Annotated in this window: 23 protein-coding genes; 17 read left to right on the top strand and 6 right to left on the bottom strand. The window is 55.0% G+C overall.

Annotation, left to right across the window (positions count from 1 at the left end; genetic code table 11):
* Positions 1-44 precede the first annotated feature (44 nt).
* From atpF to ACKLKD_RS19600, 16 genes are all read left to right on the top strand, one after another.
* Complete coding sequence (atpF, locus tag ACKLKD_RS19675) at positions 45-515, top strand: F0F1 ATP synthase subunit B (RefSeq protein WP_004107293.1); 471 nt, start codon at positions 45-47, stop codon at positions 513-515.
* A 14-nt stretch (positions 516-529) separates the two neighbouring features.
* Complete coding sequence (gene atpH, locus ACKLKD_RS19670) at positions 530-1,063, top strand: F0F1 ATP synthase subunit delta (protein ID WP_025711371.1); 534 nt, start codon at positions 530-532, stop codon at positions 1,061-1,063.
* Positions 1,064-1,075: 12 nt separating this feature from the next.
* Positions 1,076-2,617: a F0F1 ATP synthase subunit alpha gene (atpA, locus tag ACKLKD_RS19665; RefSeq protein ID WP_004144995.1), complete on the top strand. Its 1,542-nt coding sequence runs from the start codon at positions 1,076-1,078 to the stop codon at positions 2,615-2,617.
* Between the two features lie 50 nt (positions 2,618-2,667).
* Entirely contained in the window at positions 2,668-3,531 is an 864-nt protein-coding gene (gene atpG, locus ACKLKD_RS19660) for a F0F1 ATP synthase subunit gamma (protein WP_004144996.1), read from the top strand.
* A 26-nt stretch (positions 3,532-3,557) separates the two neighbouring features.
* Positions 3,558-4,940, top strand: a complete 1,383-nt coding sequence (gene atpD, locus ACKLKD_RS19655; RefSeq protein WP_004144997.1) for a F0F1 ATP synthase subunit beta — start codon at positions 3,558-3,560, stop codon at positions 4,938-4,940.
* A gap of 20 nt (positions 4,941-4,960) precedes the next feature.
* Positions 4,961-5,380 carry a F0F1 ATP synthase subunit epsilon gene (locus tag ACKLKD_RS19650; RefSeq protein ID WP_001251971.1) on the top strand — a complete coding sequence of 140 codons (420 nt, stop codon included), beginning with the start codon at positions 4,961-4,963 and terminating at the stop codon, positions 5,378-5,380.
* Between the two features lie 700 nt (positions 5,381-6,080).
* Positions 6,081-7,451 (top strand): bifunctional UDP-N-acetylglucosamine diphosphorylase/glucosamine-1-phosphate N-acetyltransferase GlmU, encoded by a 1,371-nt coding sequence (glmU, locus tag ACKLKD_RS19645; protein ID WP_025711369.1) that lies wholly within the window; start codon positions 6,081-6,083, stop codon positions 7,449-7,451.
* 186 nt (positions 7,452-7,637) lie between these two features.
* The gene (glmS, locus tag ACKLKD_RS19640) at positions 7,638-9,467 is read left to right on the top strand and encodes a glutamine--fructose-6-phosphate transaminase (isomerizing) (RefSeq protein WP_025711368.1); all 1,830 of its coding nucleotides are present in this window, start codon (positions 7,638-7,640) and stop codon (positions 9,465-9,467) included.
* 337 nt (positions 9,468-9,804) lie between these two features.
* Complete coding sequence (gene pstS / locus ACKLKD_RS19635; protein WP_025711367.1) at positions 9,805-10,845, top strand: phosphate ABC transporter substrate-binding protein PstS; 1,041 nt, start codon at positions 9,805-9,807, stop codon at positions 10,843-10,845.
* A 128-nt stretch (positions 10,846-10,973) separates the two neighbouring features.
* Positions 10,974-11,933, top strand: a complete 960-nt coding sequence (gene pstC, locus ACKLKD_RS19630) for a phosphate ABC transporter permease PstC (RefSeq protein WP_004145004.1) — start codon at positions 10,974-10,976, stop codon at positions 11,931-11,933.
* Positions 11,933-12,823, top strand: a complete 891-nt coding sequence (pstA, locus tag ACKLKD_RS19625; protein ID WP_025711366.1) for a phosphate ABC transporter permease PstA — start codon at positions 11,933-11,935, stop codon at positions 12,821-12,823. The genes pstC and pstA overlap by 1 nt, the downstream gene beginning before the upstream one ends.
* Before the next feature lie 46 nt (positions 12,824-12,869).
* On the top strand, positions 12,870-13,643 hold the full coding sequence (gene pstB / locus ACKLKD_RS19620) for a phosphate ABC transporter ATP-binding protein PstB (RefSeq protein ID WP_004145006.1): 774 nt from the start codon (positions 12,870-12,872) through the stop codon (positions 13,641-13,643).
* A 50-nt stretch (positions 13,644-13,693) separates the two neighbouring features.
* Complete coding sequence (gene phoU / locus ACKLKD_RS19615) at positions 13,694-14,419, top strand: phosphate signaling complex protein PhoU (RefSeq protein ID WP_004145007.1); 726 nt, start codon at positions 13,694-13,696, stop codon at positions 14,417-14,419.
* A 483-nt stretch (positions 14,420-14,902) separates the two neighbouring features.
* Positions 14,903-16,537, top strand: coding sequence for a carbohydrate porin (locus tag ACKLKD_RS19610; RefSeq protein WP_025711365.1), 1,635 nt, complete (start codon positions 14,903-14,905; stop codon positions 16,535-16,537).
* Positions 16,538-16,575: 38 nt separating this feature from the next.
* The gene (locus ACKLKD_RS19605) at positions 16,576-17,742 is read left to right on the top strand and encodes an alpha/beta hydrolase-fold protein (RefSeq protein WP_025711364.1); all 1,167 of its coding nucleotides are present in this window, start codon (positions 16,576-16,578) and stop codon (positions 17,740-17,742) included.
* A 49-nt stretch (positions 17,743-17,791) separates the two neighbouring features.
* The gene (locus ACKLKD_RS19600) at positions 17,792-18,511 is read left to right on the top strand and encodes a glucosamine-6-phosphate deaminase (protein ID WP_025711363.1); all 720 of its coding nucleotides are present in this window, start codon (positions 17,792-17,794) and stop codon (positions 18,509-18,511) included.
* Between the two features lie 79 nt (positions 18,512-18,590).
* On the opposite strand, the gene yieH is transcribed toward ACKLKD_RS19600, so the two are convergent.
* Positions 18,591-19,256, bottom strand: coding sequence for a 6-phosphogluconate phosphatase (gene yieH / locus ACKLKD_RS19595; protein ID WP_080897974.1), 666 nt, complete (start codon positions 19,254-19,256; stop codon positions 18,591-18,593).
* Positions 19,257-19,425: 169 nt separating this feature from the next.
* Between yieH and ACKLKD_RS19590 the strand changes: the two genes are divergently transcribed.
* A complete protein-coding gene (locus ACKLKD_RS19590) occupies positions 19,426-20,763 on the top strand; it encodes an NCS2 family permease (RefSeq protein ID WP_087805737.1) in 1,338 nt (445 codons plus the stop codon).
* An 81-nt stretch (positions 20,764-20,844) separates the two neighbouring features.
* Here the strand turns inward: ACKLKD_RS19590 and ACKLKD_RS19585 are convergent, their stop codons facing one another.
* The 5 genes from ACKLKD_RS19585 to ACKLKD_RS19565 all read right to left on the bottom strand — a co-directional run bounded on the left by ACKLKD_RS19585 (position 20,845) and on the right by ACKLKD_RS19565 (position 24,967).
* Positions 20,845-21,411 carry an NADPH-dependent FMN reductase gene (locus tag ACKLKD_RS19585; protein ID WP_025711360.1) on the bottom strand — a complete coding sequence of 189 codons (567 nt, stop codon included), beginning with the start codon at positions 21,409-21,411 and terminating at the stop codon, positions 20,845-20,847.
* Positions 21,412-21,449: 38 nt separating this feature from the next.
* On the bottom strand, positions 21,450-22,025 hold the full coding sequence (locus ACKLKD_RS19580) for a 4'-phosphopantetheinyl transferase family protein (protein ID WP_165931894.1): 576 nt from the start codon (positions 22,023-22,025) through the stop codon (positions 21,450-21,452).
* A 310-nt stretch (positions 22,026-22,335) separates the two neighbouring features.
* Positions 22,336-23,295, bottom strand: coding sequence for an HTH-type transcriptional regulator YidZ (gene yidZ, locus ACKLKD_RS19575; protein ID WP_025711358.1), 960 nt, complete (start codon positions 23,293-23,295; stop codon positions 22,336-22,338).
* Positions 23,270-24,448, bottom strand: a complete 1,179-nt coding sequence (locus ACKLKD_RS19570) for an MFS transporter (RefSeq protein ID WP_080897973.1) — start codon at positions 24,446-24,448, stop codon at positions 23,270-23,272. The genes yidZ and ACKLKD_RS19570 overlap by 26 nt, the downstream gene beginning before the upstream one ends.
* A 99-nt stretch (positions 24,449-24,547) precedes the next feature.
* Positions 24,548-24,967: a GNAT family N-acetyltransferase gene (locus ACKLKD_RS19565; protein ID WP_012969248.1), complete on the bottom strand. Its 420-nt coding sequence runs from the start codon at positions 24,965-24,967 to the stop codon at positions 24,548-24,550.
* Positions 24,968-24,980 lie beyond the last annotated feature (13 nt).

Genomic DNA, 24,980 nt, shown 5'->3' with positions numbered 1-24,980 from the left:
GTTAGAAACCTAAGCCACAGAGTTAATTAAAGAGGTATTGTGCTGTGAACATGAACGCAACAATCCTCGGCCAGGCCATCGCGTTTGTTATCTTCGTATGGTTCTGCATGAAGTATGTATGGCCGCCTTTAATGGCTGCCATCGAAAAACGCCAGAAAGAGATTTCTGACGGTTTAGCTTCTGCAGAACGCGCTAAGAAAGATTTGGACCTTGCACAGGCCAACGCGACCGACCAGCTGAAAAAAGCGAAAGCGGAAGCCCAGGTTATCATTGAGCAGGCGAACAAGCGCCGCTCTCAGATCCTGGACGAAGCTAAAGCTGAAGCAGAACAGGAACGCACCAAAATCGTTGCACAAGCGCAGGCTGAAATTGATGCTGAGCGTAAACGTGCTCGCGAGGAGCTGCGTAAGCAGGTCGCTATCCTGGCTGTTGCTGGCGCCGAGAAGATCATCGAACGTTCCGTGGATGAAGCTGCTAACAGCGACATCGTGGATAAACTTGTCGCTGAACTGTAAGGAGGGAGGGGCTGATGTCTGAATTTGTAACGGTAGCTCGCCCCTACGCCAAAGCAGCTTTTGACTTTGCCGTCGAACACAACAGTGTTGAACGCTGGCAGGATATGCTGGCGTTTGCCGCCGAAGTGACCAAAAACGACCAAATGGCAGAACTTCTCTCCGGTGCTTTGGCGCCGGAAACGCTCTCAGAAGCGTTTATCGCTATCTGCGGCGAGCAGCTCGACGAAAACGGCCAGAACCTGATTAAGGTGATGGCGGAAAATAATCGTCTGAAGGTGCTCCCGGACGTTCTTGAGCAATTCATTCACCTGCGCGCGGCCAGCGAGGCCATCGCAGAGGTAGACGTAATATCTGCCAACCAACTGAGTGATGAACAGCTTGCCAGGATCGTCAGCGCGATGGAAAAACGTCTGTCTCGCAAAGTTAAGCTGAATTGCAAAATCGATAAGTCTGTAATGGCAGGTATTATCATCCGTGCGGGTGATATGGTCATTGATGGCAGCGTACGCGGCCGTCTTGAGCGCCTTGCAGACGTCTTGCAGTCTTAAGGGGACTGGAGCATGCAACTGAATTCCACCGAAATCAGCGAACTGATCAAGCAGCGCATTGCTCAGTTCAATGTTGTGAGCGAAGCTCATAACGAAGGTACTATTGTTTCTGTAAGTGACGGTGTTATCCGCATCCACGGCCTTGCCGAATGTATGCAGGGCGAGATGATCTCCCTGCCGGGTAACCGTTACGCTATCGCACTGAACCTGGAGCGCGACTCCGTCGGTGCGGTCGTTATGGGGCCGTACGCTGACCTTGCCGAAGGCATGAAGGTTAAATGTACTGGCCGTATCCTGGAAGTTCCGGTTGGCCGTGGCCTGCTGGGCCGCGTGGTTAACACCCTGGGCGCGCCAATTGATGGTAAAGGTCCGCTGGAAAACGACGGTTTCTCCGCCGTTGAAGCGATCGCGCCGGGCGTAATCGAACGTCAGTCCGTCGATCAGCCGGTACAGACCGGTTATAAATCCGTTGACGCCATGATCCCAATCGGTCGTGGTCAGCGTGAGCTGATCATCGGCGACCGTCAGACCGGTAAAACGGCGCTGGCTATCGATGCCATCATCAACCAGCGTGATTCCGGCATCAAATGCGTCTATGTCGCTATCGGTCAGAAAGCATCCACCATTTCTAACGTGGTGCGCAAACTGGAAGAGCATGGCGCGCTGGCTAACACCATCGTAGTGGTAGCAACGGCATCCGAATCTGCTGCTCTGCAATACCTGGCGCCATATGCCGGTTGCGCAATGGGCGAATACTTCCGCGATCGCGGTGAAGATGCGCTGATCGTTTACGATGACCTGTCTAAACAGGCTGTTGCTTACCGTCAGATTTCCCTGCTGCTCCGTCGTCCGCCAGGACGTGAAGCGTTCCCGGGCGACGTATTCTACCTCCACTCTCGTCTGCTGGAGCGTGCTGCGCGTGTTAACGCTGAATACGTTGAAGCCTTCACCAAAGGTGAAGTGAAAGGGAAAACTGGCTCTCTGACCGCACTGCCGATTATCGAAACGCAGGCGGGTGACGTTTCCGCGTTCGTTCCGACCAACGTAATTTCCATTACCGATGGTCAGATCTTCCTGGAAACCAACCTGTTTAACGCCGGTATTCGTCCTGCGGTTAACCCGGGTATCTCCGTATCCCGTGTTGGTGGTGCAGCGCAGACCAAGATCATGAAGAAACTGTCCGGTGGTATCCGTACCGCGTTGGCGCAGTATCGTGAACTGGCGGCGTTCTCCCAGTTTGCATCCGACCTTGACGATGCAACCCGCAAACAGCTGGACCACGGTCAGAAAGTGACCGAGCTGCTGAAACAGAAACAGTATGCGCCGATGTCTGTCGCGCAGCAGTCGCTGGTTCTGTTCGCAGCAGAACGTGGTTACCTGGCTGATGTAGAACTGGCGAAAATCGGTAGCTTCGAAGCCGCTCTGCTGGCTTACGTCGACCGTGATCACGCTCCGCTGATGCAAGAGATTAACCAGTCCGGTGGCTATAACGACGAAATCGAAGGCAAGCTGAAAGGCATCCTCGATTCCTTCAAAGCAACCCAATCCTGGTAACGTCTGGCGGTCTGTCTTAGGGCAGGCCGCAAGGCATTGAGGAGAAGCTCATGGCCGGCGCAAAAGAGATACGTAGTAAGATCGCAAGCGTCCAGAACACGCAAAAGATCACTAAAGCGATGGAGATGGTCGCCGCTTCCAAAATGCGTAAATCGCAGGAGCGCATGGCGGCCAGCCGTCCTTACGCAGATACTATGCGCAAAGTGATTGGTCACCTTGCGAACGGTAATCTGGAATATAAGCACCCTTACCTGGAAGAACGCGACGTTAAGCGCGTGGGCTACCTGGTGGTGTCGACCGACCGTGGTCTGTGCGGCGGCTTGAACATTAACCTGTTCAAGAAACTGCTGGCGGAAATGAAAGCATGGTCCGATAAAGGCGTTCAGTGCGACCTCGCAATGATCGGCTCTAAAGGCGTCTCTTTCTTTAACTCCGTAGGCGGCAACGTGGTTGCACAGGTGACCGGTATGGGGGATAACCCATCCCTGTCCGAACTGATCGGCCCGGTAAAAGTGATGTTGCAGGCCTACGATGAAGGCCGTCTGGACAAGCTGTACGTTGTCAGCAACAAATTTATTAACACCATGTCTCAGGTTCCGACGATCACTCAGCTGCTGCCGTTACCGGCATCAGAAGACGCTGATCTGAAACGTAAATCCTGGGATTACCTGTATGAGCCCGATCCGAAAGCGCTGCTGGATACCCTCCTGCGCCGCTACGTCGAGTCTCAGGTTTATCAGGGCGTGGTTGAAAACCTGGCCAGCGAGCAGGCCGCCCGTATGGTGGCGATGAAAGCCGCGACCGATAATGGCGGCAGCCTGATTAAAGAGCTGCAGTTGGTATACAACAAAGCTCGTCAGGCCAGCATTACTCAGGAACTCACCGAGATCGTCTCGGGGGCCGCCGCGGTTTAACCAGGTTATTTCGTAGAGGATTTAAGATGGCTACTGGAAAGATTGTCCAGGTAATCGGCGCCGTGGTCGACGTCGAGTTCCCTCAGGATGCCGTACCACGCGTGTACGAAGCCCTTGAGGTACAGAATGGTAATGAAGTTCTGGTGCTGGAAGTTCAGCAGCAGCTGGGCGGCGGTATCGTACGTACCATCGCCATGGGTTCTTCCGACGGTCTGCGCCGCGGTCTGGATGTAAAAGACCTCGAGCACCCGATCGAAGTCCCGGTAGGTAAAGCAACGCTGGGTCGTATCATGAACGTACTGGGTCAACCGGTTGACATGAAAGGCGACATCGGCGAAGAAGAGCGTTGGGCTATCCACCGCGCAGCACCGTCCTATGAAGAGCTGTCCAGCTCTCAGGAACTGCTTGAAACCGGCATCAAAGTTATCGACCTGATGTGTCCGTTCGCGAAGGGCGGTAAAGTTGGTCTGTTCGGTGGTGCGGGTGTAGGTAAAACCGTAAACATGATGGAGCTGATCCGTAACATCGCGATCGAGCACTCCGGTTACTCTGTGTTTGCGGGCGTAGGTGAACGTACTCGTGAGGGTAACGACTTCTACCACGAAATGACCGACTCCAACGTTATCGATAAAGTATCCCTGGTGTACGGCCAGATGAACGAGCCGCCGGGAAACCGTCTGCGCGTTGCGCTGACCGGCCTGACCATGGCTGAGAAATTCCGTGACGAAGGTCGTGACGTACTGCTGTTCGTCGATAACATCTATCGTTACACCCTGGCCGGTACTGAAGTATCCGCGCTGCTGGGTCGTATGCCTTCAGCGGTAGGTTATCAGCCGACCCTGGCGGAAGAGATGGGTGTTCTGCAAGAACGTATCACCTCCACCAAAACCGGTTCTATCACCTCCGTACAGGCGGTATACGTACCGGCGGATGACTTAACTGACCCATCCCCAGCAACTACCTTTGCTCACTTAGATGCAACCGTAGTACTGAGTCGTCAGATCGCATCCCTGGGTATTTACCCGGCCGTTGACCCGCTGGACTCCACCAGCCGTCAGCTGGATCCGCTGGTTGTTGGTCAGGAACACTACGACACCGCGCGTGGCGTTCAGTCCATCCTGCAGCGTTATCAGGAACTGAAAGACATCATCGCCATCCTCGGTATGGACGAACTGTCTGAAGAAGACAAACTGGTGGTAGCTCGCGCACGTAAGATCCAGCGCTTCCTGTCCCAGCCGTTCTTCGTGGCAGAAGTCTTTACTGGTTCTCCGGGCAAATACGTGGCGCTGAAAGACACCATCCGTGGCTTTAAAGGCATCATGGAAGGCGAATACGATCACCTGCCAGAGCAGGCGTTCTACATGGTCGGTTCCATCGACGAAGCCGTGGAAAAAGCCAAAAAACTTTAACGCCTTAATCGGAGGGTGATATGGCAATGACTTACCACCTGGACGTCGTCAGCGCAGAGCAACAAATGTTCTCTGGTCTGGTCGAAAAAATCCAGGTAACGGGTAGCGAAGGTGAACTGGGTATTTACCCGGGCCACGCACCGCTGCTCACCGCCATTAAGCCTGGTATGATTCGCATCGTTAAACAGCACGGTCATGAAGAGTTTATCTATCTGTCCGGCGGCATTCTTGAAGTGCAGCCTGGCAGCGTGACCGTTCTGGCGGATACCGCAATTCGCGGTCAGGACCTCGACGAAGCGCGAGCGCTGGAAGCGAAACGCAAAGCGGAAGAGCATATTAAGAGCTCTCACGGCGATGTGGATTACGCTCAGGCGTCTGCGGAACTGGCCAAAGCGATCGCTAAACTGCGCGTTATCGAGTTGACCAAAAAAGCGATGTAACACCGGCTTGAACGTAAAAAGCCAGTCTGGTTTTCCAGACTGGCTTTTTTTATGGCCCGCCGCAGATCCGCGGATGAAGCGAAAACAAAATTCCCGCTTAATTGTTATTGATTAGTTAAATGAGGAGGCGTAGACTCTTTTTTATGTGATGTACATCACAAAAAAAGAACGTTATTAAACTGCACCTGCGTCAGGAAATCATCATGAAACTGTTTCATAAAATCATCGCCAAATTTAGCGTACTGAGCTTCTAAGTTCCGCGCTATCTCCACCCGCTTACACGACGTATCGCCCATCAAAACGACAACACAGGCAATGTGCAACCGGGAAAATAAGGTCACCTGACGGTGGCCTTTCGTTTTTTATAGATACCATCAATCACTTTACCGCCCTCCCCTGCCAGAGACTGGCGACTATTTATCATGGTTCTTCCCGCTGTGGATGCCTGAACCTGCCTGCCGCCGCTGCTTTATTCAGGTGGCGAAAAAACAGCAAAAGCAGTGAGATAGTCAATGATTACCCTCCCTACCCTCCTTTTTCAGCGTTAAACTGATTTGCAGTGGTCAAAATTAGCGTCATAAAATGGTGGATAGCTGTGAGCCTGGACGTTTTCTCCACGTCTCGTTTTATGATGAAAAATATGTAGAAATTTCAACGTGAAAGGCTTTTACTTTTCGTTCTAACTACCGTCAGGATGAGTATGTCAAATAGTGCGATGAGCGTGGTTATCCTTGCCGCAGGCAAAGGGACCCGCATGTATTCCGATCTTCCTAAGGTGCTGCATACCCTGGCCGGGAAGCCAATGGTGCAGCATGTCATTGATGCTGCTAACGATTTAGGCGCCAGTGCGGTACATCTGGTGTATGGCCACGGTGGCGATTTGCTGCGTCAGACGCTGCATGAAGACAACCTGAACTGGGTGCTGCAGGCCGAGCAGCTCGGTACCGGGCACGCCATGCAGCAGGCGGCGCCGTTCTTCAATGATGATGAAGACATCCTGATGCTCTATGGTGACGTGCCGCTGATCTCCGTTGAGACGCTACAGCGCCTGCGCGCTGCGAAACCACAGGGTGGGATTGGTTTGCTAACGGTGAAGCTGGATGACCCAACGGGCTACGGCCGCATTACCCGTGAAAATGGCCAGGTGACGGGTATCGTTGAGCACAAAGATGCCAGCGAAGCGCAGCGCCAGATTCAGGAAATTAACACCGGCATCTTGATCGCCGGCGGAGCCGATCTGAAGCGCTGGCTGGCGAAGCTTACCAATAACAATGCCCAGGGCGAATACTACATCACCGATATCATTGCCATGGCACATCAGGAAGGCCATGAGATCGTTGCGGTGCATCCGCAGCGCCTGAGCGAGGTCGAAGGCGTCAACAATCGCCTGCAGCTTGCGCGTCTGGAGCGCGTCTACCAGGCTGAGCAGGCGGAAAAACTGCTGCTGGCGGGCGTAATGTTGCGCGATCCGGCGCGTTTCGATCTGCGCGGTACGCTGCAGCACGGGCGCGATGTGGAGATCGATACTAACGTTATTCTGGAAGGCAACGTGGTACTGGGCGACCGTGTGAAAATCGGCGCTGGCTGCGTGATCAAAAACAGCACCATCGGCGATGACTGCGAAATCAGTCCCTACAGCGTGGTGGAAGATGCCCAGCTGCAGGCTGCCTGTACCATCGGCCCATTTGCCCGTCTGCGTCCGGGTGCCGAACTGCTGGAAGGCGCTCACGTTGGCAACTTCGTGGAAATGAAAAAAGCGCGTCTCGGCAAAGGTTCCAAGGCGGGTCATCTGACCTACCTGGGCGATGCGGAGATCGGTGATAACGTCAATATCGGCGCGGGCACCATCACCTGCAACTACGATGGTGCGAACAAGCATAAAACGATTATTGGCGATGATGTTTTTGTCGGCTCAGATACCCAGCTGGTGGCCCCGGTCACTGTGGGCAATGGCGTCACTATCGCCGCCGGCACCACCGTTACCCGCAACATTGCCGATAACGAACTGGTATTAAGCCGCGTGCCGCAGGTCCATAAGCAGGGCTGGCAGCGTCCGGTGAAAAAGAAGTAAGCAGGATTGTCGCCGGGGGTGAACAACACCCGGCGAACTAGGATGAGAGGGTCAACATAGATCCCCGTCCGCAGGCAGTACCATAACAATAACCCCACTCTCTACAAGGCTCGGGGCGCCCGGAAAACGGGCAAATACAGGTCAGCGACAACGCATGGCATATCGCCATTATCAGGAAATTTAACTATGTGTGGAATTGTTGGCGCAGTCGCGCAGCGTGATATTGCTGAAATCCTTCTCGAAGGTTTACGTCGTCTGGAATACCGTGGCTATGACTCTGCCGGTCTGGCGGTGGTCGACAGCGAAGGTCATATGACCCGCGTGCGTCGCCTGGGTAAAGTCCAGATGCTGGCTCAGGCGGTAGAAGAGCAACCGTTACACGGTGGTACCGGGATCGCCCATACTCGCTGGGCGACGCACGGCGAACCGTCTGAGGGCAATGCGCATCCGCATGTTTCTGAACACATTGTAGTGGTTCATAACGGGATCATCGAAAACCACGAGCCGCTGCGCGCCCTGCTGCAGTCTCGCGGCTATGTCTTTGTCACCGAGACCGATACCGAAGTTATCGCCCATCTGGTGCACTGGGAGCTGGAACAAGGCGGTACCTTGCGAGAAGCTGTCCTGCGCACGATTCCGCAGCTGCGCGGCGCCTACGGTACGGTGATCATGGATACCCGTGACCCGGGAACCCTGCTGGCGGCCCGCTCCGGTAGCCCGCTGGTGATTGGCCTGGGCATGGGCGAAAACTTTATCGCCTCCGACCAGCTGGCATTGCTGCCGGTTACCCGCCGCTTCATCTTCCTGGAAGAAGGCGATATTGCCGAAGTGACTCGTCGTTCGGTGGTGATCTTTGATAAGTCCGGTGCACAAGTGAAGCGCCAGGAGATCGAATCCAATCTGCAGTATGACGCTGGCGATAAAGGTATCTACCGTCACTATATGCAGAAAGAGATTTTCGAGCAGCCGAATGCGATTAAGAACACCCTGACCGGGCGCATCAGCCATGGCGAAGTGGATCTCAGCGAGCTGGGGCCGAACGCCAATGAAATGCTGGCTCAGGTTGAACATATTCAGATAGTTGCCTGCGGGACCTCCTATAACTCCGGAATGGTCTCCCGCTACTGGTTTGAAGCGTTAGCCGGCGTACCGTGCGATGTGGAAATCGCCTCCGAGTTCCGCTATCGCAAGTCCGCGGTGCGTCGCAATAGCCTGATGATCACCCTCTCCCAGTCCGGTGAAACCGCCGATACCCTGGCGGCGCTGCGCCTCTCTAAAGAGCTTGGCTATCTTGGTTCACTGGCCATCTGCAACGTGGCGGGTTCGTCGCTGGTACGTGAGTCTGACCTGGCGCTGATGACCAAAGCCGGAACGGAAATCGGCGTGGCCTCGACCAAAGCCTTTACCACTCAGCTAACCGTGCTGTTGATGTTGGTGGCGAAACTGGCGCGACTGAAAGGTCAGGATGCGTCTATCGAGCATGATATCGTACACGGCCTGCAGGCCCTGCCGAACCGTATTGAGCAGATGCTCTCCCAGGACAAGCGTATTGAGCAGCTGGCAGAGCGTTTCTCAGATAAGCACCATGCGCTATTCCTCGGCCGTGGCGATCAGTACCCGATCGCCATGGAAGGGGCGCTGAAGCTGAAAGAGATCTCTTACATTCACGCGGAAGCCTATGCGGCAGGTGAGCTGAAACATGGCCCGCTGGCGCTGATTGATGCGGAAATGCCGGTGATCGTGGTGGCGCCGAACAACGAGCTGCTGGAAAAACTGAAATCCAACATCGAAGAGGTTCGTGCCCGCGGCGGTGAGCTGTATGTCTTTGCCGACGGTGAGGCTGGCTTCAACGGTAGCGACAATATGCACATCATTGAGATGCCGCATGTCGAAGAGACGATTGCCCCAATCTTCTATACGGTACCGCTGCAGCTGTTGGCTTATCACGTCGCGCTGATCAAAGGCACTGACGTTGACCAGCCGCGTAACCTGGCGAAATCGGTCACGGTTGAGTAAAGCATCCTGTCTTGCAAAGGGCTGCCGACGGCGGCCCTTTTTTATTTTCACCTGCTGTTTGTCATCGATTTTGTGCGCAATATTTTGACTGGCGGTAGATGACAAACGATCGTTTTGCGGTTCGATTTTGCTGTCATAAAAAGAAAATTATTCTGTCATTGCACGGTCATGCTTGCTGATAACCTTCTGAGTTATAAGCGTATTATTTGCTGTAAAATCCCTTCTTTCGACCTGTCATAAAACTGTCATAATTCGTACATTTTACTGTCACCTCTTTGACCTATTTTGCTCACCATAGCCTCGAAACAATGATTTACGAATCCCAGCAGGAGACATTATGAACGTTATGCGTACCACCGTCGCAACAGTTGTCGCCGCGACCTTATCGATGAGCGCTTTCTCTGCCTTCGCAGCAGCAAGCCTGACTGGCGCAGGCGCAACTTTCCCTGCGCCGGTGTATGCCAAATGGGCTGACACCTATCAGAAAGAAACGGGCAATAAAGTGAACTACCAGGGTATTGGTTCCTCTGGTGGCGTTAAGCAGATTATTGCCAACACCGTTGATTTCGGTGCTTCTGATGCTCCGCTGGCTGATGACAAACTGACCCAGGAAGGCCTGTTCCAGTTCCCGACCGTGATTGGCGGCGTGGTACTGGCGGTTAACCTGCCTGGCGTGAAATCCGGCGAACTGGTGCTGGATGGCAAAACCCTGGGCGATATCTACCTGGGTAAAATTAAAAAATGGGATGACGAAGCGATCGCTAAACTCAACCCGGGCCTGAAGCTGCCGTCGCAGAACATCGCTGTGGTCCGCCGCGCCGATGGTTCCGGTACCTCCTTCGTCTTCACCAGCTACCTGTCCAAAGTGAATGAAGAGTGGAAATCGAAAATCGGCGCCGGCTCTACCGTTAACTGGCCAACCGGTCTGGGCGGTAAAGGCAACGACGGTATCGCCGCCTTTGTTCAGCGTCTGCCGGGCTCGATTGGTTACGTCGAATACGCTTACGCCAAGCAAAACAACCTGGCCTACACCAGGCTGGTTTCTGCCGATGGCAAGCCGGTTAGCCCGACTGAAGACAACTTCGCTAACGCCGCAAAAGGCGTTGACTGGAGCAAATCTTTCGCTCAGGACCTGACCAACCAGAAAGGCGAAAATGCATGGCCGATCACCTCAACCACCTTCATCCTGGTACATAAGGCGACGAACAAGCCGGAACAGACCGCTGAAGTGCTGAAGTTCTTCGACTGGGCGTATAAAAACGGCGGGAAAGAAGCGAATGCGCTGGATTACGCGACACTTCCGGAAAGCGTGGTAGAGCAGGTTCGCGCGGCATGGAAAACCAACGTCAAAGACAGCAGCGGTAAAGCGCTGTACTAACAGTAGATTTTTGACGAAGATGGCGGGGGCGTTCAGGCGCTGCCCGCCCTACGGTTCAGACTGTAGGCCCGGGAGCCAACGCCACCGGGCATTTATTCGAACAAGTTTTAATACGTAAAGAGTAATCTATGGCTGCAACCAAGCCTGCATTTACCCCTCCGGGGAAAAAGGGTGACATGATATTCAGTGCGCTGGTAAAACTGGCTGCGCTGATTGTGCTATTGATGCTGGGCGGCATCATCGTTTCCCTGATCATCTCTTCCTGGCCGAGCATTCAAAAGTTTGGCTTTGCCTTTTTGTGGACCAAAGAGTGGGATGCGCCTAACGAGATCTTCGGCGCGCTGGTCCCGATTTACGGAACCCTGGTCACCTCTTTTATCGCCCTGCTGATCGCCGTTCCGGTGAGTTTCGGCATTGCGCTGTTTTTGACCGAACTGTCCCCCGCCTGGCTCAAGCGCCCGCTGGGGATTGCGATTGAGCTGCTGGCGGCGATCCCGAGTATTGTGTACGGCATGTGGGGCCTGTTTATTTTCGCCCCATTGTTTGCGACTTACTTCCAGGAGCCGGTCGGCAACGTCCTGTCGACCATCCCGTTCGTCGGCGCGCTGTTTGCCGGCCCGGCTTTTGGTATCGGTATTCTCGCCGCTGGCGTCATTCTGGCCATCATGATCATCCCTTACATCGCCGCGGTCATGCGCGATGTTTTCGAGCAGACCCCGGTGATGATGAAAGAGTCGGCCTATGGCATCGGCTGCACCACCTGGGAGGTGATCTGGCGCATCGTTTTACCGTTCACTAAAAACGGGGTGATCGGCGGGGTGATGCTCGGTCTGGGCCGCGCGCTGGGTGAAACCATGGCGGTCACCTTTATCATCGGCAACACCTACCAGCTCGACAGCATCTCGTTGTATATGCCGGGGAACAGTATTACCTCCGCGCTGGCTAATGAGTTCGCCGAAGCGGAAACCGGCCTGCACGTGGCGGCGCTCATGGAACTGGGTCTGATCCTGTTCGTTATCACCTTTATCGTTCTGGCGGCGTCGAAGTTTATGATTATGCGCCTCGCGAAGAATGAGGGGGCACGCTAATGGCGACCATTGAATTGCAAACCACCGCCGAGCTGGCGGAATCCCGCCGCAAGATGCAGGCCAAACGCCGCATGAAAAACCGTATCGCTCTGGCGCTCTCGATAGCCACTATGGCGTTTGGTTTGTTCTGGCTTATCTGGATCCTGATGGCGACGATAACCCGCGGTTTCGATGGCATGAGTCTGGCGCTGTTCACCGAAATGACGCCACCGCCGAATACGGCGGGCGGTGGCTTGGCCAACGCCCTCGCAGGCAGCGGCCTGCTGATCCTGTGGGCAACCGTCTTTGGTACGCCGCTGGGGATCATGGCAGGTATCTATCTGGCAGAGTACGGCCGTAAGTCGGTACTGGCGGAAATCATCCGTTTTATTAACGATATTCTGCTATCCGCGCCGTCTATCGTGGTCGGTCTGTTCGTCTACACCATCGTGGTGGCGCAGATGCAGCACTTCTCGGGCTGGGCGGGCGTTATCGCGCTGGCGCTGCTGCAGGTACCTATCGTGATTCGTACCACCGAAAACATGCTGAAGCTGGTGCCGGATAGCCTGCGTGAAGCGGCCTATGCGCTGGGGACGCCGAAGTGGAAAATGATCTCGGCGATCACCCTGAAAGCGTCCGTCTCGGGGATTATGACCGGGATCCTGCTGGCTATCGCCCGTATCGCCGGGGAAACGGCACCCCTGCTGTTCACCGCGCTGTCCAACCAGTTCTGGAGCACCGACATGATGCAGCCGATTGCCAACCTGCCGGTGACCATTTTCAAATTTGCCATGAGTCCGTTTGCGGAATGGCAGCAACTGGCATGGGCCGGGGTATTGATTATCACCCTGTGCGTCTTGCTGCTGAACATCCTGGCGCGCGTTATCTTCGCCAAGAAGAAACACGGTTAATTTTTGCGGCGCAGCAACTGCTGCGCTGAATGAGGAAGAGATTGAGATGAGTATGGTGAATACAGCTCCGGGTAAGATTTCAGTTCGTAACCTGAACTTCTACTACGGCAAATTCCATGCCCTGAAGAACATCAACCTGGATATCACTAAAAACCAGGTAACGGCGTTTATCGGTCCGTCAGGCTGTGGTAAATCCACCCTGCTGCGCACGTTCAACAAGATGTTTGAACTGTATCCGGAGCAGCGCGCGGAAGGTGAGATCCTGCTGGATGGCGATAACATTCTGACCAACACCCAGGATATCGCCCTGTTGCGCGCTAAGGTTGGCATGGTATTCCAGAAGCCGACGCCGTTCCCGATGTCTATTTACGACAATATCGCCTTCGGCGTGCGCCTGTTTGAAAAACTGTCCCGTGCCGATATGGATGAGCGCGTGCAGTGGGCGCTGACCAAAGCCGCACTATGGAACGAAACCAAAGATAAACTGCACCAGAGCGGGTATTCTCTCTCCGGTGGTCAGCAGCAGCGCCTGTGTATTGCCCGCGGTATCGCGATCCGCCCGGAAGTTTTGCTGCTTGATGAGCCGTGCTCCGCGCTGGACCCGATCTCCACCGGGCGTATCGAAGAGCTGATCACCGAGCTGAAGCAGGATTACACCGTCGTTATCGTAACTCATAACATGCAGCAGGCTGCGCGTTGTTCCGACCATACGGCATTTATGTATCTTGGCGAGCTGATTGAGTTCAGCAACACGGATGACCTGTTCACCAAGCCCGCGAAGAAACAAACTGAAGATTATATTACTGGCCGCTACGGTTGATTTGCCCTTGTGCTTTCAGGCTCTCACCAGTTGGGCAATCAGGAGACACCATGGACAACCTAAATCTTAACAAACATATTTCCGGCCAGTTCAACGCTGAACTGGAGTATATCCGCACCCAGGTGATGACCATGGGGGGGCTGGTGGAGCAGCAGCTTTCTGATGCGATCACCGCCATGCATAACCAGGACAGCGATCTGGCGAAACGCGTGATTGACGGCGACAAACAGGTCAACATGATGGAAGTGGCGATCGATGAAGCGTGCGTGCGCATCATCGCCAAGCGCCAGCCGACCGCCAGCGACCTGCGCCTGGTGATGGCGATCATCAAGACTATCGCTGAGCTGGAACGCATTGGCGACGTGGCGGATAAAATCTGCCGCACCGCGCTGGAGAAGTTTTCCCAGCAGCACCAGCCGCTGCTGGTGAGCCTTGAATCGCTGGGCCGCCACACGGTGCAGATGCTGCATGACGTGCTGGATGCGTTTGCGCGTATGGATCTCGACGAAGCGGTACGTATCTACCGCGAAGATAAGAAAGTCGACCAGGAGTATGAAGGCATCGTGCGTCAGCTGATGACCTACATGATGGAAGACTCGCGCACTATCCCCAGCGTCCTGACGGCGCTGTTCTGCGCACGTTCTATCGAGCGTATCGGCGATCGCTGCCAGAATATCTGCGAATATATTTTCTACTTCGTTAAAGGTCAGGATTTCCGTCACGTTGGCGGCGATGAGCTGGATAAACTGCTTGCCGGTAAAGATCCGAAAGAGTAATAATCATTCTGTTTAATCCTGGTAAATAAATTTATCAGGATTAAATATGATTTAGCCAGAAGCCACGAGATTGCTGAGAGTATCGTCACAATTAACAGGCTGGCCATTTGAGTTCTTCATTTTATCGCGTAACAATCAGCTTCCACTGACTGAGCGCTAACGCTCAGGATGGTTTAAACGGATTGTGACTGCGACAGCAGGCAAAACCTGATATTGCCCCCACGGCGGCGGTATCAGGTTTTTTTGTTTTATGCGGGCCAATAATGGCTGAATGAGGGTTGCTACCGCGATGTGCGGGCAAAACCTGAAGAGGATTATCTGTTAAGACAGATCGTCTTCTTCAGGTTTTTTTTTGCTTTTGTCTAACTGCAAAAATAACAGCTATTGCGACATCAAACGGTATGGATACGGCTATTAGCACTGGCGCGGAATAGGGGTTGCTGTCGTGTTTTATTTACGCCAATGATTATATAAGGGAATATTATGATGAGAAAAAACAGGATCGCTTCGGCGATGATATTGCTGGCACCGCTTTGTTATTCAACCCACCTGCTGGCAAGCCCGTTGACGGTGGAACAACGGCTTGAACTGCTGGAAAAAGCGCTCAAAGATACGCAAAAGGAACTCAAAAAATATCAGGACCAGGAGAAAAAAAGAGAGCAGATCTGGGCCTCATGGTCTCCGCCAGAGGAAGGTCAGAAGCGTAAGACCGGGGTGGCGGCCACCGGGCTGAAAACGGCGGTTAAACCGGATGCGGTGCTGGTTAAAAATCAACAACCTGCCACCGACGGCGCGCCAGCCTATAGCGCGATGACGCTGAAAGATTTTAGCAAGTTCGTGAAAGATGAAATTGGCTTTAGCTATAACGGCTACTTTCGTTCGGGCTGGGGCACCGCTTCGCACGGATCGCCAAAATCATGGGCGATTGGCTCGCTTGGCCGTCTGGGCAACGAATATTCCGGCTGGTTCGATCTGCAGCTGAAGCAGCGGGTATTTCAGGAAGGCGATAAACGCGTCGATGCCATCGTGATGCTCGACGGGAACGTTGGCCAGCAGTACTCCACTGGCTGGTTTGGGGACAACGCCGGCGGCGAAAACTACATTCAGTTCTCGGATATGTACGTTAACACCAAAGGGTTCCTGCCGTTTGCGCCGGAAGCTGATTTCTGGGTCGGTAAACACGGCGCGCCAAAAATCGAAATTCAGATGCTGGACTGGAAAACGCAGAGAACCGATGCGGCGGCCGGCGTGGGGCTGGAAAACTGGCAGGTAGGCGCCGGGAAATTCGATATCGCGTTGATTCGCGAAGATGTCGATGATTACGACCGTTCTTTGAGCAATAAGCAGCAAATTAACACCAATACTCTGGATATCCGTTACAAAGAGATCCCGCTGTGGGATAAAGCCAGCCTGATGGTTAGCGGACGCTATGTTGCCGCCAATGAAAGTTCATCAGAGAAATATAAAGAGGGCAATGAAGGCTATTATCCATGGAAAGATACCTGGATGGCGGGTACCTCGTTAACGCAGAAATGGGCTAACGGCGGCTTTAACGAATTCTCTTTCTTACTGGCCAATAACTCTATTGCCAGCAGCTTCTCGCGCTATGCCGGATCCAGCCCCTATACCACCTTTAACGGCCGCTATTATGGCGACCATACCAATGGCACCGCTGTGCGCTTAACCTCGCAGGGGGAAACCTATTTACGCGATGACGTCATTATGGCGAATGCCATCGTCTACTCCTTTGGTAACGACGTCTATAGCTACGAGACCGGAGCCCACTCCGATTTTGAATCCATTCGCACGGTCCTGCGGCCGGCTTATATCTGGGATAAATACAACCAGACTGGCGTCGAGCTGGGATACTTCAAACAGCAAAACAAAGATGTTTCCGGCAAGAAATATAACGAGTCCGGCTACAAGACCACGCTGTTCCATACCTTCAAAGTCAATACCAGTATGCTGACCTCGCGCCCGGAAATTCGCTTCTATGCCACCTATATTAAAGCGAAGGATATCGACCTGGATAAGGCCGCGAATAATACCACCAGCATTTTTGAAGACGGTAAAAACGATCAGTTTGCCGTGGGGGCGCAGGCGGAAATCTGGTGGTAAGACGATAACAGAACGGACACAACGGAAGAGGAATAACGATGAAACGACATGCAATTTATTTCGCACTGGCGCTGGCGGGCGCGGCGTTTACCCTCCAGGCGGCGCCATTACCCGCGATGCCGGATCCCACCCTGCCGGTGAGCCACTTTATTACCCAGGTTAACGCGGATAAGAGTATCACTTATCGCCTGTTTGCTCCCGATGCCCGGCGGGTGTCGGTAGTGACCGGCGCCACGCCGGACTCCTTTGTCTCACACGACATGACCAAAGAGGCTCAGGGGGTGTGGACATGGAAAAGTGAGCCGATGAAACCCAATCTCTATGAATACTATTTCGATGTGGATGGCTTCCGCTCGGTGGATACCGGCAGCCGCTATCAAAAGCCGCAGCGCCAGGTGAATACCAGTTTGATTCTGGTTCCTGGCAGTATTCTCGACGATCGGGCGGTCGCGCACGGCGATCTGCGCACCCTCACCTATCACTCGAAGGCACTGAACGCCGAACGTCGTCTGTATGTCTGGACGCCGCCGGGTTATAGCGGAAGCGGTGACCCGCTGCCGGTGCTCTATTTCTATCATGGCTTTGGCGACAGCGGCCTGTCGGCCATCGATCAAGGGCGGATCCCGCAAATCATGGATAACCTGCTGGCGGAGGGCAAAATCAAGCCGATGCTGGTGGTGGTCCCGGATACCGAAACCGATACTCCGGAAGCGATAGCGGAAAACTTCCCACCGCAGGAGCGGCGCAAAACCTTCTATCCACTTAATGCGCAGGCGGCGGATAACGAGTTGATGCAGGATATTATTCCGCTGATCGATACCCGGTTTAATGTGCGTAAAGATGCCGACGGCCGGGCGCTGGCGGGCCTCTCCCAGGGCGGTTATCAGGCGCTGGTTTCCGGAATGAATCATCTGGAGAGCTTTGGCTGGCTCGCGACCTTTAGCGGTGTCACGACCACCACGGTGCCGAATGCCGGCGTGGAAGCGCAGCTGAAGCAGCCTGACGCGATCAATAAGCAACTGCGCAACTTTACCGTGGTCGTCGGAGAAAAAGATTCCGTTACCGGCAAAGACATTGCTGGTCTGAAAAGCGAGCTGGAAAAACAGAAGATTAACTTCGACTATCACTCGTATCCAGGCCTGAACCATGAAATGGACGTCTGGCGCCCGGCCTACGCCGAGTTTGTGCAGAAACTGTTTAAATAACCGTTAGGGGGCCTTCAGCCCCCGTTTTGTGCTTGTGAAGGACGACAAGATGAAAATGATTGTGACCGAAGATTATGAAGAGATGAGCCTGGTCGCCAGCCATCATGTTCTGGGCTATATCACGGCGCCGCGGCGGGTGAATCTGGCGATGACGGCCGGCAGCACACCAAAGCGGATGTATGCGCATCTAACCGCAGCCGTGAAAGGCAAAGCCTTCTATGATCGGGTGCACTATTACAATTTCGATGAGATCCCCTTTCGCGGCCAGTCGCGAGAAGGCGTAACCATTTCCAACCTGCGTCAGCTGTTTTTTACCCCGGCACAGATCAAAGAAGAGAATATTCACAAGCTGACGCTGGAGAACGCTGCGCAGCACGATCGCCAGCTGGAAGAGGCAGGCGGCCTTGATCTGATGGTGTTGGGGCTGGGTGCCGACGGCCATTTTTGCGGCAACCTGCCGAATACCACCCGCTTTCATGATCAGACGGTCGAAGTGCCGATTCGCGGGAATATGATTGCTCTCGTCGCTAACAGCGAGATGGGCGGGGATATCTCGGCAGTACCGGACAGCTATGTCACCATGGGGCCGAGAAGCGTGATGGCGGCGAAAAATCTATTGCTGATTGTCAGCGGTGCCGCAAAAGCGCACGCGTTAAAGCAGGTGGTGGAAGGCCCGGTCAGCGAGCAGGTGCCGGCTTCAGTGCTCAAATTGCACCCTTCGCTGGTGATTATTGCCGATAAGGCGGCAGTCACTGAATTGCAGCCATAACCAGTCGCTGGTTCTATTCCCCGCTTGCGCAGACGCTTAGCGGGGCTACATCGATGCCAACGTGTCGCTCACCAGGCCCTTAACGCGTGATATCCCAGCCACGCGCTCTCCACAATGCCGGCAGCTCTGCCAGATCGGTAAAGGTCGTCACTTTGGGATGATCGATCGGCTGGTTATGCGGATCGGCGCAGAAATAAAACACCTCCATGCCGGCGGCAATCCCCGACTGAGCACCGGCGCTGGAGTCATCCACCAGGATACAGTTTTCGGCTTTCACCTGCATGGCGTTTGCCGCATGGAACATCAGCGCCGGATCGGGTTTCCAGCGCTGAATATCGTAGCCGCTGTACAAGCGGTCAGCGAAATGATGCAGCAGGCCGGTGCGACCGAGCGAGTGCTGCATCTTACTGACCGGACCATTGGAAACCACGCACATCGGGACGCTTACCGCATCCAGCAGCGCCTGGGCTCCGGCAATCACCTCCAGCTCGCTATCGAACAGACGGGCCACCTCCGCCCGATAAATCGGCTCAAGAGTGGCCTTTTGCAGGTTAACCCCATGCTCAGCGTTGATGGTGTCGATAATCTCGTACAGTTTTACCCCTTTGAAGCGCTTAAAAATCTCCGCCAGGTCCAGCGTAATGCCGAATTCCTGGAACATGTGAACGTAGGCGCGGGAGCAAATCACCTCACTGTCGACCAGCGTGCCGTCACAGTCAAAAAATACTGCTTCTGGTTGAGTCATAGCCTTTCCATATTAACAAGTTTAACGTTTTCGTAATGCCCAATGCCGCGACGCAATCGTTGCCGTATAAGCAAAATAAATGAAAAAAATTACCATACAACCGCGCCTGGTGCTGTAATTTGGTATAGGATAGCCTCGAATTTTCCCTCCTTACGTTCGGAAACCGATAATGAGTCAACAACAAACCAGCCAGTCTTCTGGCCAGGGTCTGCTGGAGCGCGTATTTAAACTGCGCGAGCATGGCACCACGGTGCGCACTGAAGCGATCGCCGGTTTCACCACGTTCCTGACGATGGTGTACATTGTCTTCGTGAACCCACAAATTCTTGGCGTGGCGGGTATGGATACCAGCGCCGTGTTTGTGACCACCTGTCTGATTGCCGCTTTCGGCAGTATCCTGATGGGGCTGTTTGCGAACCTGCCGGTCGCCCTCGCGCCAGCGATGGGGCTGAACGCCTTTTTCGCCTTTGTAGTGGTGCAGGCGATGGGTTTGCGATGGCAGGTCGGTATGGGCGCCATCTTCTGGGGCGCCGTGGGTCTGCTGCTGCTGACCATCTTCCGCGTACGTTACTGGATGATCGCCAATATTCCGCTTAGCCTGCGCGTCGGGATCACCAGTGGGATCGGTCTGTTTATCGGCATGATGGGCCTGAAAAACGCCGGGGTTATCGTCGCTAATCCGGAAACGCTGGTCAGCATTGGTCATTTAACCTCCCACAGCGTACTGCTGGGCGTGCTGGGCTTCTTTATCATCGCGATTCTGGCATCGCGTAACATTCACGCCGCGGTCCTGGTTTCTATCGTAGTGACTACCCTGCTGGGCTGGATGCTGGGCGATGTGCACTACACCGGCATCGTCTCCGCGCCGCCGAGCGTGACCTCGGTTGTGGGTCAGGTCGATCTGGCCGGTTCGCTGAATCTTGGCCTGGCGGGCGTGATCTTCTCGTTCATGCTGGTTAACCTGTTTGACTCTTCCGGCACCCTGATTGGCGTCACCGATAAAGCCGGGCTGGCGGATGCGCAGGGTAAGTTCCCGCGCATGAAGCAGGCGCTGTTCGTCGATAGCGTGTCGTCCGTTGCTGGTTCCTTTATTGGTACCTCTTCGGTAACGGCCTATATCGAATCCTCCTCCGGCGTTTCCGTGGGCGGGCGTACCGGCCTGACTGCCGTTGTCGTCGGTATCCTGTTCCTGCTGGTAATCTTCCTGTCGCCGCTGGCGGGGATGGTTCCTGGTTATGCCGCCGCGGGTGCGCTGATTTACGTCGGCGTGCTGATGACTTCCAGCCTCGCGCGGGTGAAGTGGAACGATCTGACCGAGGCGGTACCAGCGTTCATCACCGCGGTGATGATGCCGTTTAGCTTCTCGATCACCGAAGGTATCGCCCTGGGCTTTATTTCCTACTGCGTGATGAAGATCGGCACCGGCCGTCTGCGCGAGCTCAGTCCGTGCGTGATTATCGTCTCGCTGCTGTTTGTGCTGAAAATTGTCTTTATTGATGCGAAATAAGCAGCAGGCCCTTTTCTGAGAAAAGGGCTTTAGTTCTGGTTTCCTCTTCCTGTGGGAGAGGGAACCAGCCAGTTTTGATCTTTACGCTTTCACGCGCTGAATATAGTCTCCAAAGGCGGTCAGCTGGCCGCGCAGATGGTCGACAGTACTCTGATCGACCACTTCACCCAACTGCGGATCCACTTTGTTCTGGATCACGCCGCCCATAAATTCCGGTTTATTCATCACCATCGCATCCATGAACACCAGGATCTGGCGCAGATGATACTGGCAGCGTGCGCCGCCAATGGCGCCCATTGAGCTGGTTTGAATCAGAACCGGTTTGCCGGCCAGCGGCTGCTCGGGCAGGCGTGACAGCCAGTCGATGGCGTTTTTCAGGCCGCCAGGCACGGAATAGTTATATTCGGGAGTCACAATTACCACGCCATCCGCCTCACGGATCTGTTGCGCAATCTCCTGTACGCGCTGTGGGAATCCTTCTTCCTCCTGCATATCGGCATCGTAAAGCGGAATATCACCGATCGACGGCAGCGCCGCGATTTCCATACCCGCAGGCGCGATGCCTGGCAGGGTACGCGCGACCATTCCATTAAACGACCCTTTACGCAGGCTGCCGAGTAACGTAACCACTTTCAAAGTATCTGACATGATTGCTCCTTTTTATCATGATATGCCGGTGAGACCGGTCAATTGAGGGATAGGGTTTTTTCCGTGGGTAAACTGGTAAAGCGCATCAGGCGCGCCGAGGGCTCGCGCGCGCGCCGCTGGGCATCCGGCAGGCTGCACCAGTCGCCCCCCTTACCGTCATATTCCCAGACCTTCAGCGGGCCAATATTCGGGGTAGCGGCAATCGACCAGACGAGAAGTGATTCAGCATCACAGATGGCTTCTATCGGCTGGCTGCCGGCGGTACGCAGGCGGCCAGAGCCCGGCAGCAGTTGTAGTTGCGCCGGTGCTTCTCCTGTCAGTTTCAGCACGCTGCGGCGTAGCGCAACCAGCTGGGTGCGCGCTTCGTCCGGATCGTGTTGAATGTTAATCCACAGATTCTCGTTGTTACTGAAATTTTGTCTGTCGGCGTCGTGGCTGCGGACAGTGCGCTGTAGTTCCATGTCGAGGCCGCAATCTCCCTCGGTGGTCAGCGCGACGCCAACGATATTACCAGTATAAGAGATAGAGAAGCGGGGAAGATGGCGATCGCTAAAAACCGGTCGGCCATTCGCTTCACTGATGATTTCAGGCAGCTCACTGATGCCATATAGCATAAACAGCAGCTCGGCGAGCAGCGAGCGCGAAGCGCGAAAGCGAGCCTGGCGATATGTCGGGAGAAGACGTGCGGATTGATGACAGGCCGCTGACAAACGTGTCGATAGCGGCTCTCCGGTACTGAGAATCCCTCTTGCAAAATGCGTTGCCATACGTCGCTCCGTGAGTAATGGACATGGGTAAAGAAAGTGGGCGCTATTATCGCCTGGTATTAACAGGTTTTAATGCCGAAATCCCCCCTTGAAAAGGGAATTTGTTTGAATTTTACAAATTCTTGCGCAATAGGGGGGAATCGGCCTAAATCAAGGCTTACAGCGTACCGGAATAGAGTACTTTTAGCGTATCTCTCAGCCAGACGAGTTTCGGGTTGTAGCTGTTGCGCTTATGCCATAGCAGGGTGAAGGGAACGCGCAGCTTTTCCAGATGCTGCGTCTCCAGGGGGAGCGGCCGGGAAACCAGCGGCAGCTGGTGCTGCTGATTATAGTGCTGGCAGTAGCGCGGCGCGGTGGCCAGCATGGTGTGTTGCGGCTGAGCGGCCATAAAGAGCGATTGCTCAAACCCCGGCACGGTCAGCGCTACGTTACGCTTATGCCCCAGCTCCTGCAGGACATCGTCCAGCGCCCAGGTATCGCGCTGTTCCCAGCAGATGGTGATATGCGGATAGCGTAAGAATGCCGCCAGATCCCACTCCTCTTTGAGCGCCGGATGATCGGCGCGCAGCCAGACCTGCGGCAGATCGGTGAACAGCACATCAAAATCGATATACCACGGCAGCAGGCTCAGCAGCTCCCGCGACTGCGGATGGCTTTCACGCCCGCAGAAGCCGATATCCACCTCGCCGCGAATGATGGCGTCCAGGGAGTCGTAGTCCCAGTTGCGCAAACGAATCAATGCCTGAGGATAACGCTGATAGATGCGCTGGGAGAGGGTGTTAAACAGGATCATCAGCAGCGGCGTTTCCGCCGCCAGCTCGAATTTGAGGCCGCTGGGCATGGTGTGGTGTGGTTTATCGAGGATCTGGTTGCCCATCTGCATCCAGTCCGCCAGATCCTGCTCCATGCTGCTGACCAGCGGCGTAGGCGCCAGACCCCGCGGGGTTTTCACAAACAGCGGATCGTCGAACCAGGCGCGCAGTTTGGCCAGCGACTTGCTCACCGCTGACGGCGAAACGTTCATCCGCTTCGCCGTACGGGTAACGCTGAGCTCCTGGGTCAGGAGTTGCAGGCAGAGGAGTAAATTAAGATCAAGACTCGACAGCGGCTTCTTCATTGTATTGCGCTACCCGCGGCGGGGTGACGACCAGTAATAAAACAAGGCTCACTATGCTACAGGCAATGAGTATCCCGATCAGCATATTCATCGCGCTGAGTCCGATGATGGCGGCGAGCCAAATCCACAGCGATGAACCGCACACCTGCGCGATGCCGAGAACCGAGCTGGCGACGCCCGCGCGCAGCGTGAAGGGCCCCAGCGCCTGGCTCATCGCGACGCCGAAGCCGACGGAAAAGCCGGCGCAAATCATTCCCAGCCCGGCCAGGGTAACAGCCTGGCGAGTGGCGAGGCTCAGCGTCACGCCGGCCGCCAGGAACAGCACCTGCGAGGTCAGCATTAAGGTGCGGGGGTTAAACAGCGACAGGGCGAACGGCGTCGAGAAGGAGACTGCCATGCTGATCATCGCCATCAGGGCCATCGCCATTGAGTAAGTTCCCCGGTCGAACCCCATCTCTTCCATCATCAGTACCGGAGAGACGTTCACGTAGGTCAGGATCGCTGTCACGCTGAGGGTGGTGATAAGAATGCGGCTGAGAAAAAAGCGGTTCAGCAGCGACTCACTGACGCCATGCTGCTGCATGACCGTCTGCGGATGCGCCGTCGGGCGCGTCTCGCGCAGGATAAAGACCGACAGCAAACCGACCATGATGCCCATGCCGGTCATGGTGTAGAACAGACTCTGCCACGGATATTTCAGCATAATCAGGTGACCAAGCACCGGCGCCAGGACGGGGATAATGCAGGTAATGCCGTTGAGCAACGACAGCACCTTGGCGCGGCGACGATCGTCCAGCGTATCGCGCAGGATAGCGAAAGCCACCACGTAGCAGCTGCCGGCGCCGATCCCCTGGATAAAGCGTCCGGTGAGGAAGTGGCTGCTGGTGTGCGCCTGCGCGCAGAGCAGGGAGGCGATAATAAAGATCGCCGCGCCCACAATGGCGACAGGCTTGCGTCCGGAGCGGTCGGCGATGCGGCCAGCAAACAGCATCGCGGAGGCCATGCCAGCCAGATAGACCGAAAAGGCGATATGCAATTGCGCCTCGCTGGCTCCCAGGTCCTGCGCAATACGCGGCAGGCCGACCAGATACATATCGATGCCAGAGGGATAGAGCAGAACCAGGGCAAAGCTGCAAAGAAGAAAGCGTGTCATGGGATCCTCGCGATGTGAATGGCGTTCAGCATAGTGAGGAACGCCCCGCAAGACGAGTTGCCATTTGGACAACGCTCTTTTCCTGGCAGGAAACGCGAGTTAACGACTCCGGGTTCGCCAGACGCGGGCCATCCCTTCGCTTTCCGGCCGAACGCTTTCAAAGCCGAATTTCGCGTATAGCTCGGGAACATCCGCCACCAGTGTGACGTAGGCCCCGTCAAAGGCGTTAGCGTCCAGCCAGGCGATCAGTTTCTCCATCACCAGCCGGCCAAGGCCTTTTCCCTGGTGAGCCGGATCGACGGCGACATCGACAATGTCGAAGTTGATAGCGCCATCGCCGACGATACGCCCCATGGCGATCGGCGTCTCCTGCCAGAGGATATGTACGCCGTAACAGCTGTGCGGCAGTCCGGCTCTGGCGCCTTCCAGAGGGCGCGGTGACATGCCGGCGGCCACTCGCAGGTGGCAAAACGCTTCGGCGGAGGGCACCTTCTCGATCACGGTATATTCAACGGTCATGTTTTAGTCTCGC

Origin of the sequence: Klebsiella sp. 10982 (assembly GCF_048589245.1) — a bacterium.
In the GTDB taxonomy this organism is placed as follows: domain Bacteria; phylum Pseudomonadota; class Gammaproteobacteria; order Enterobacterales; family Enterobacteriaceae; genus Klebsiella; species Klebsiella quasivariicola.
The sequence above is the reverse complement of the archived record's forward strand: the minus strand, read 5'-3'. Positions and strand labels throughout refer to the sequence as shown.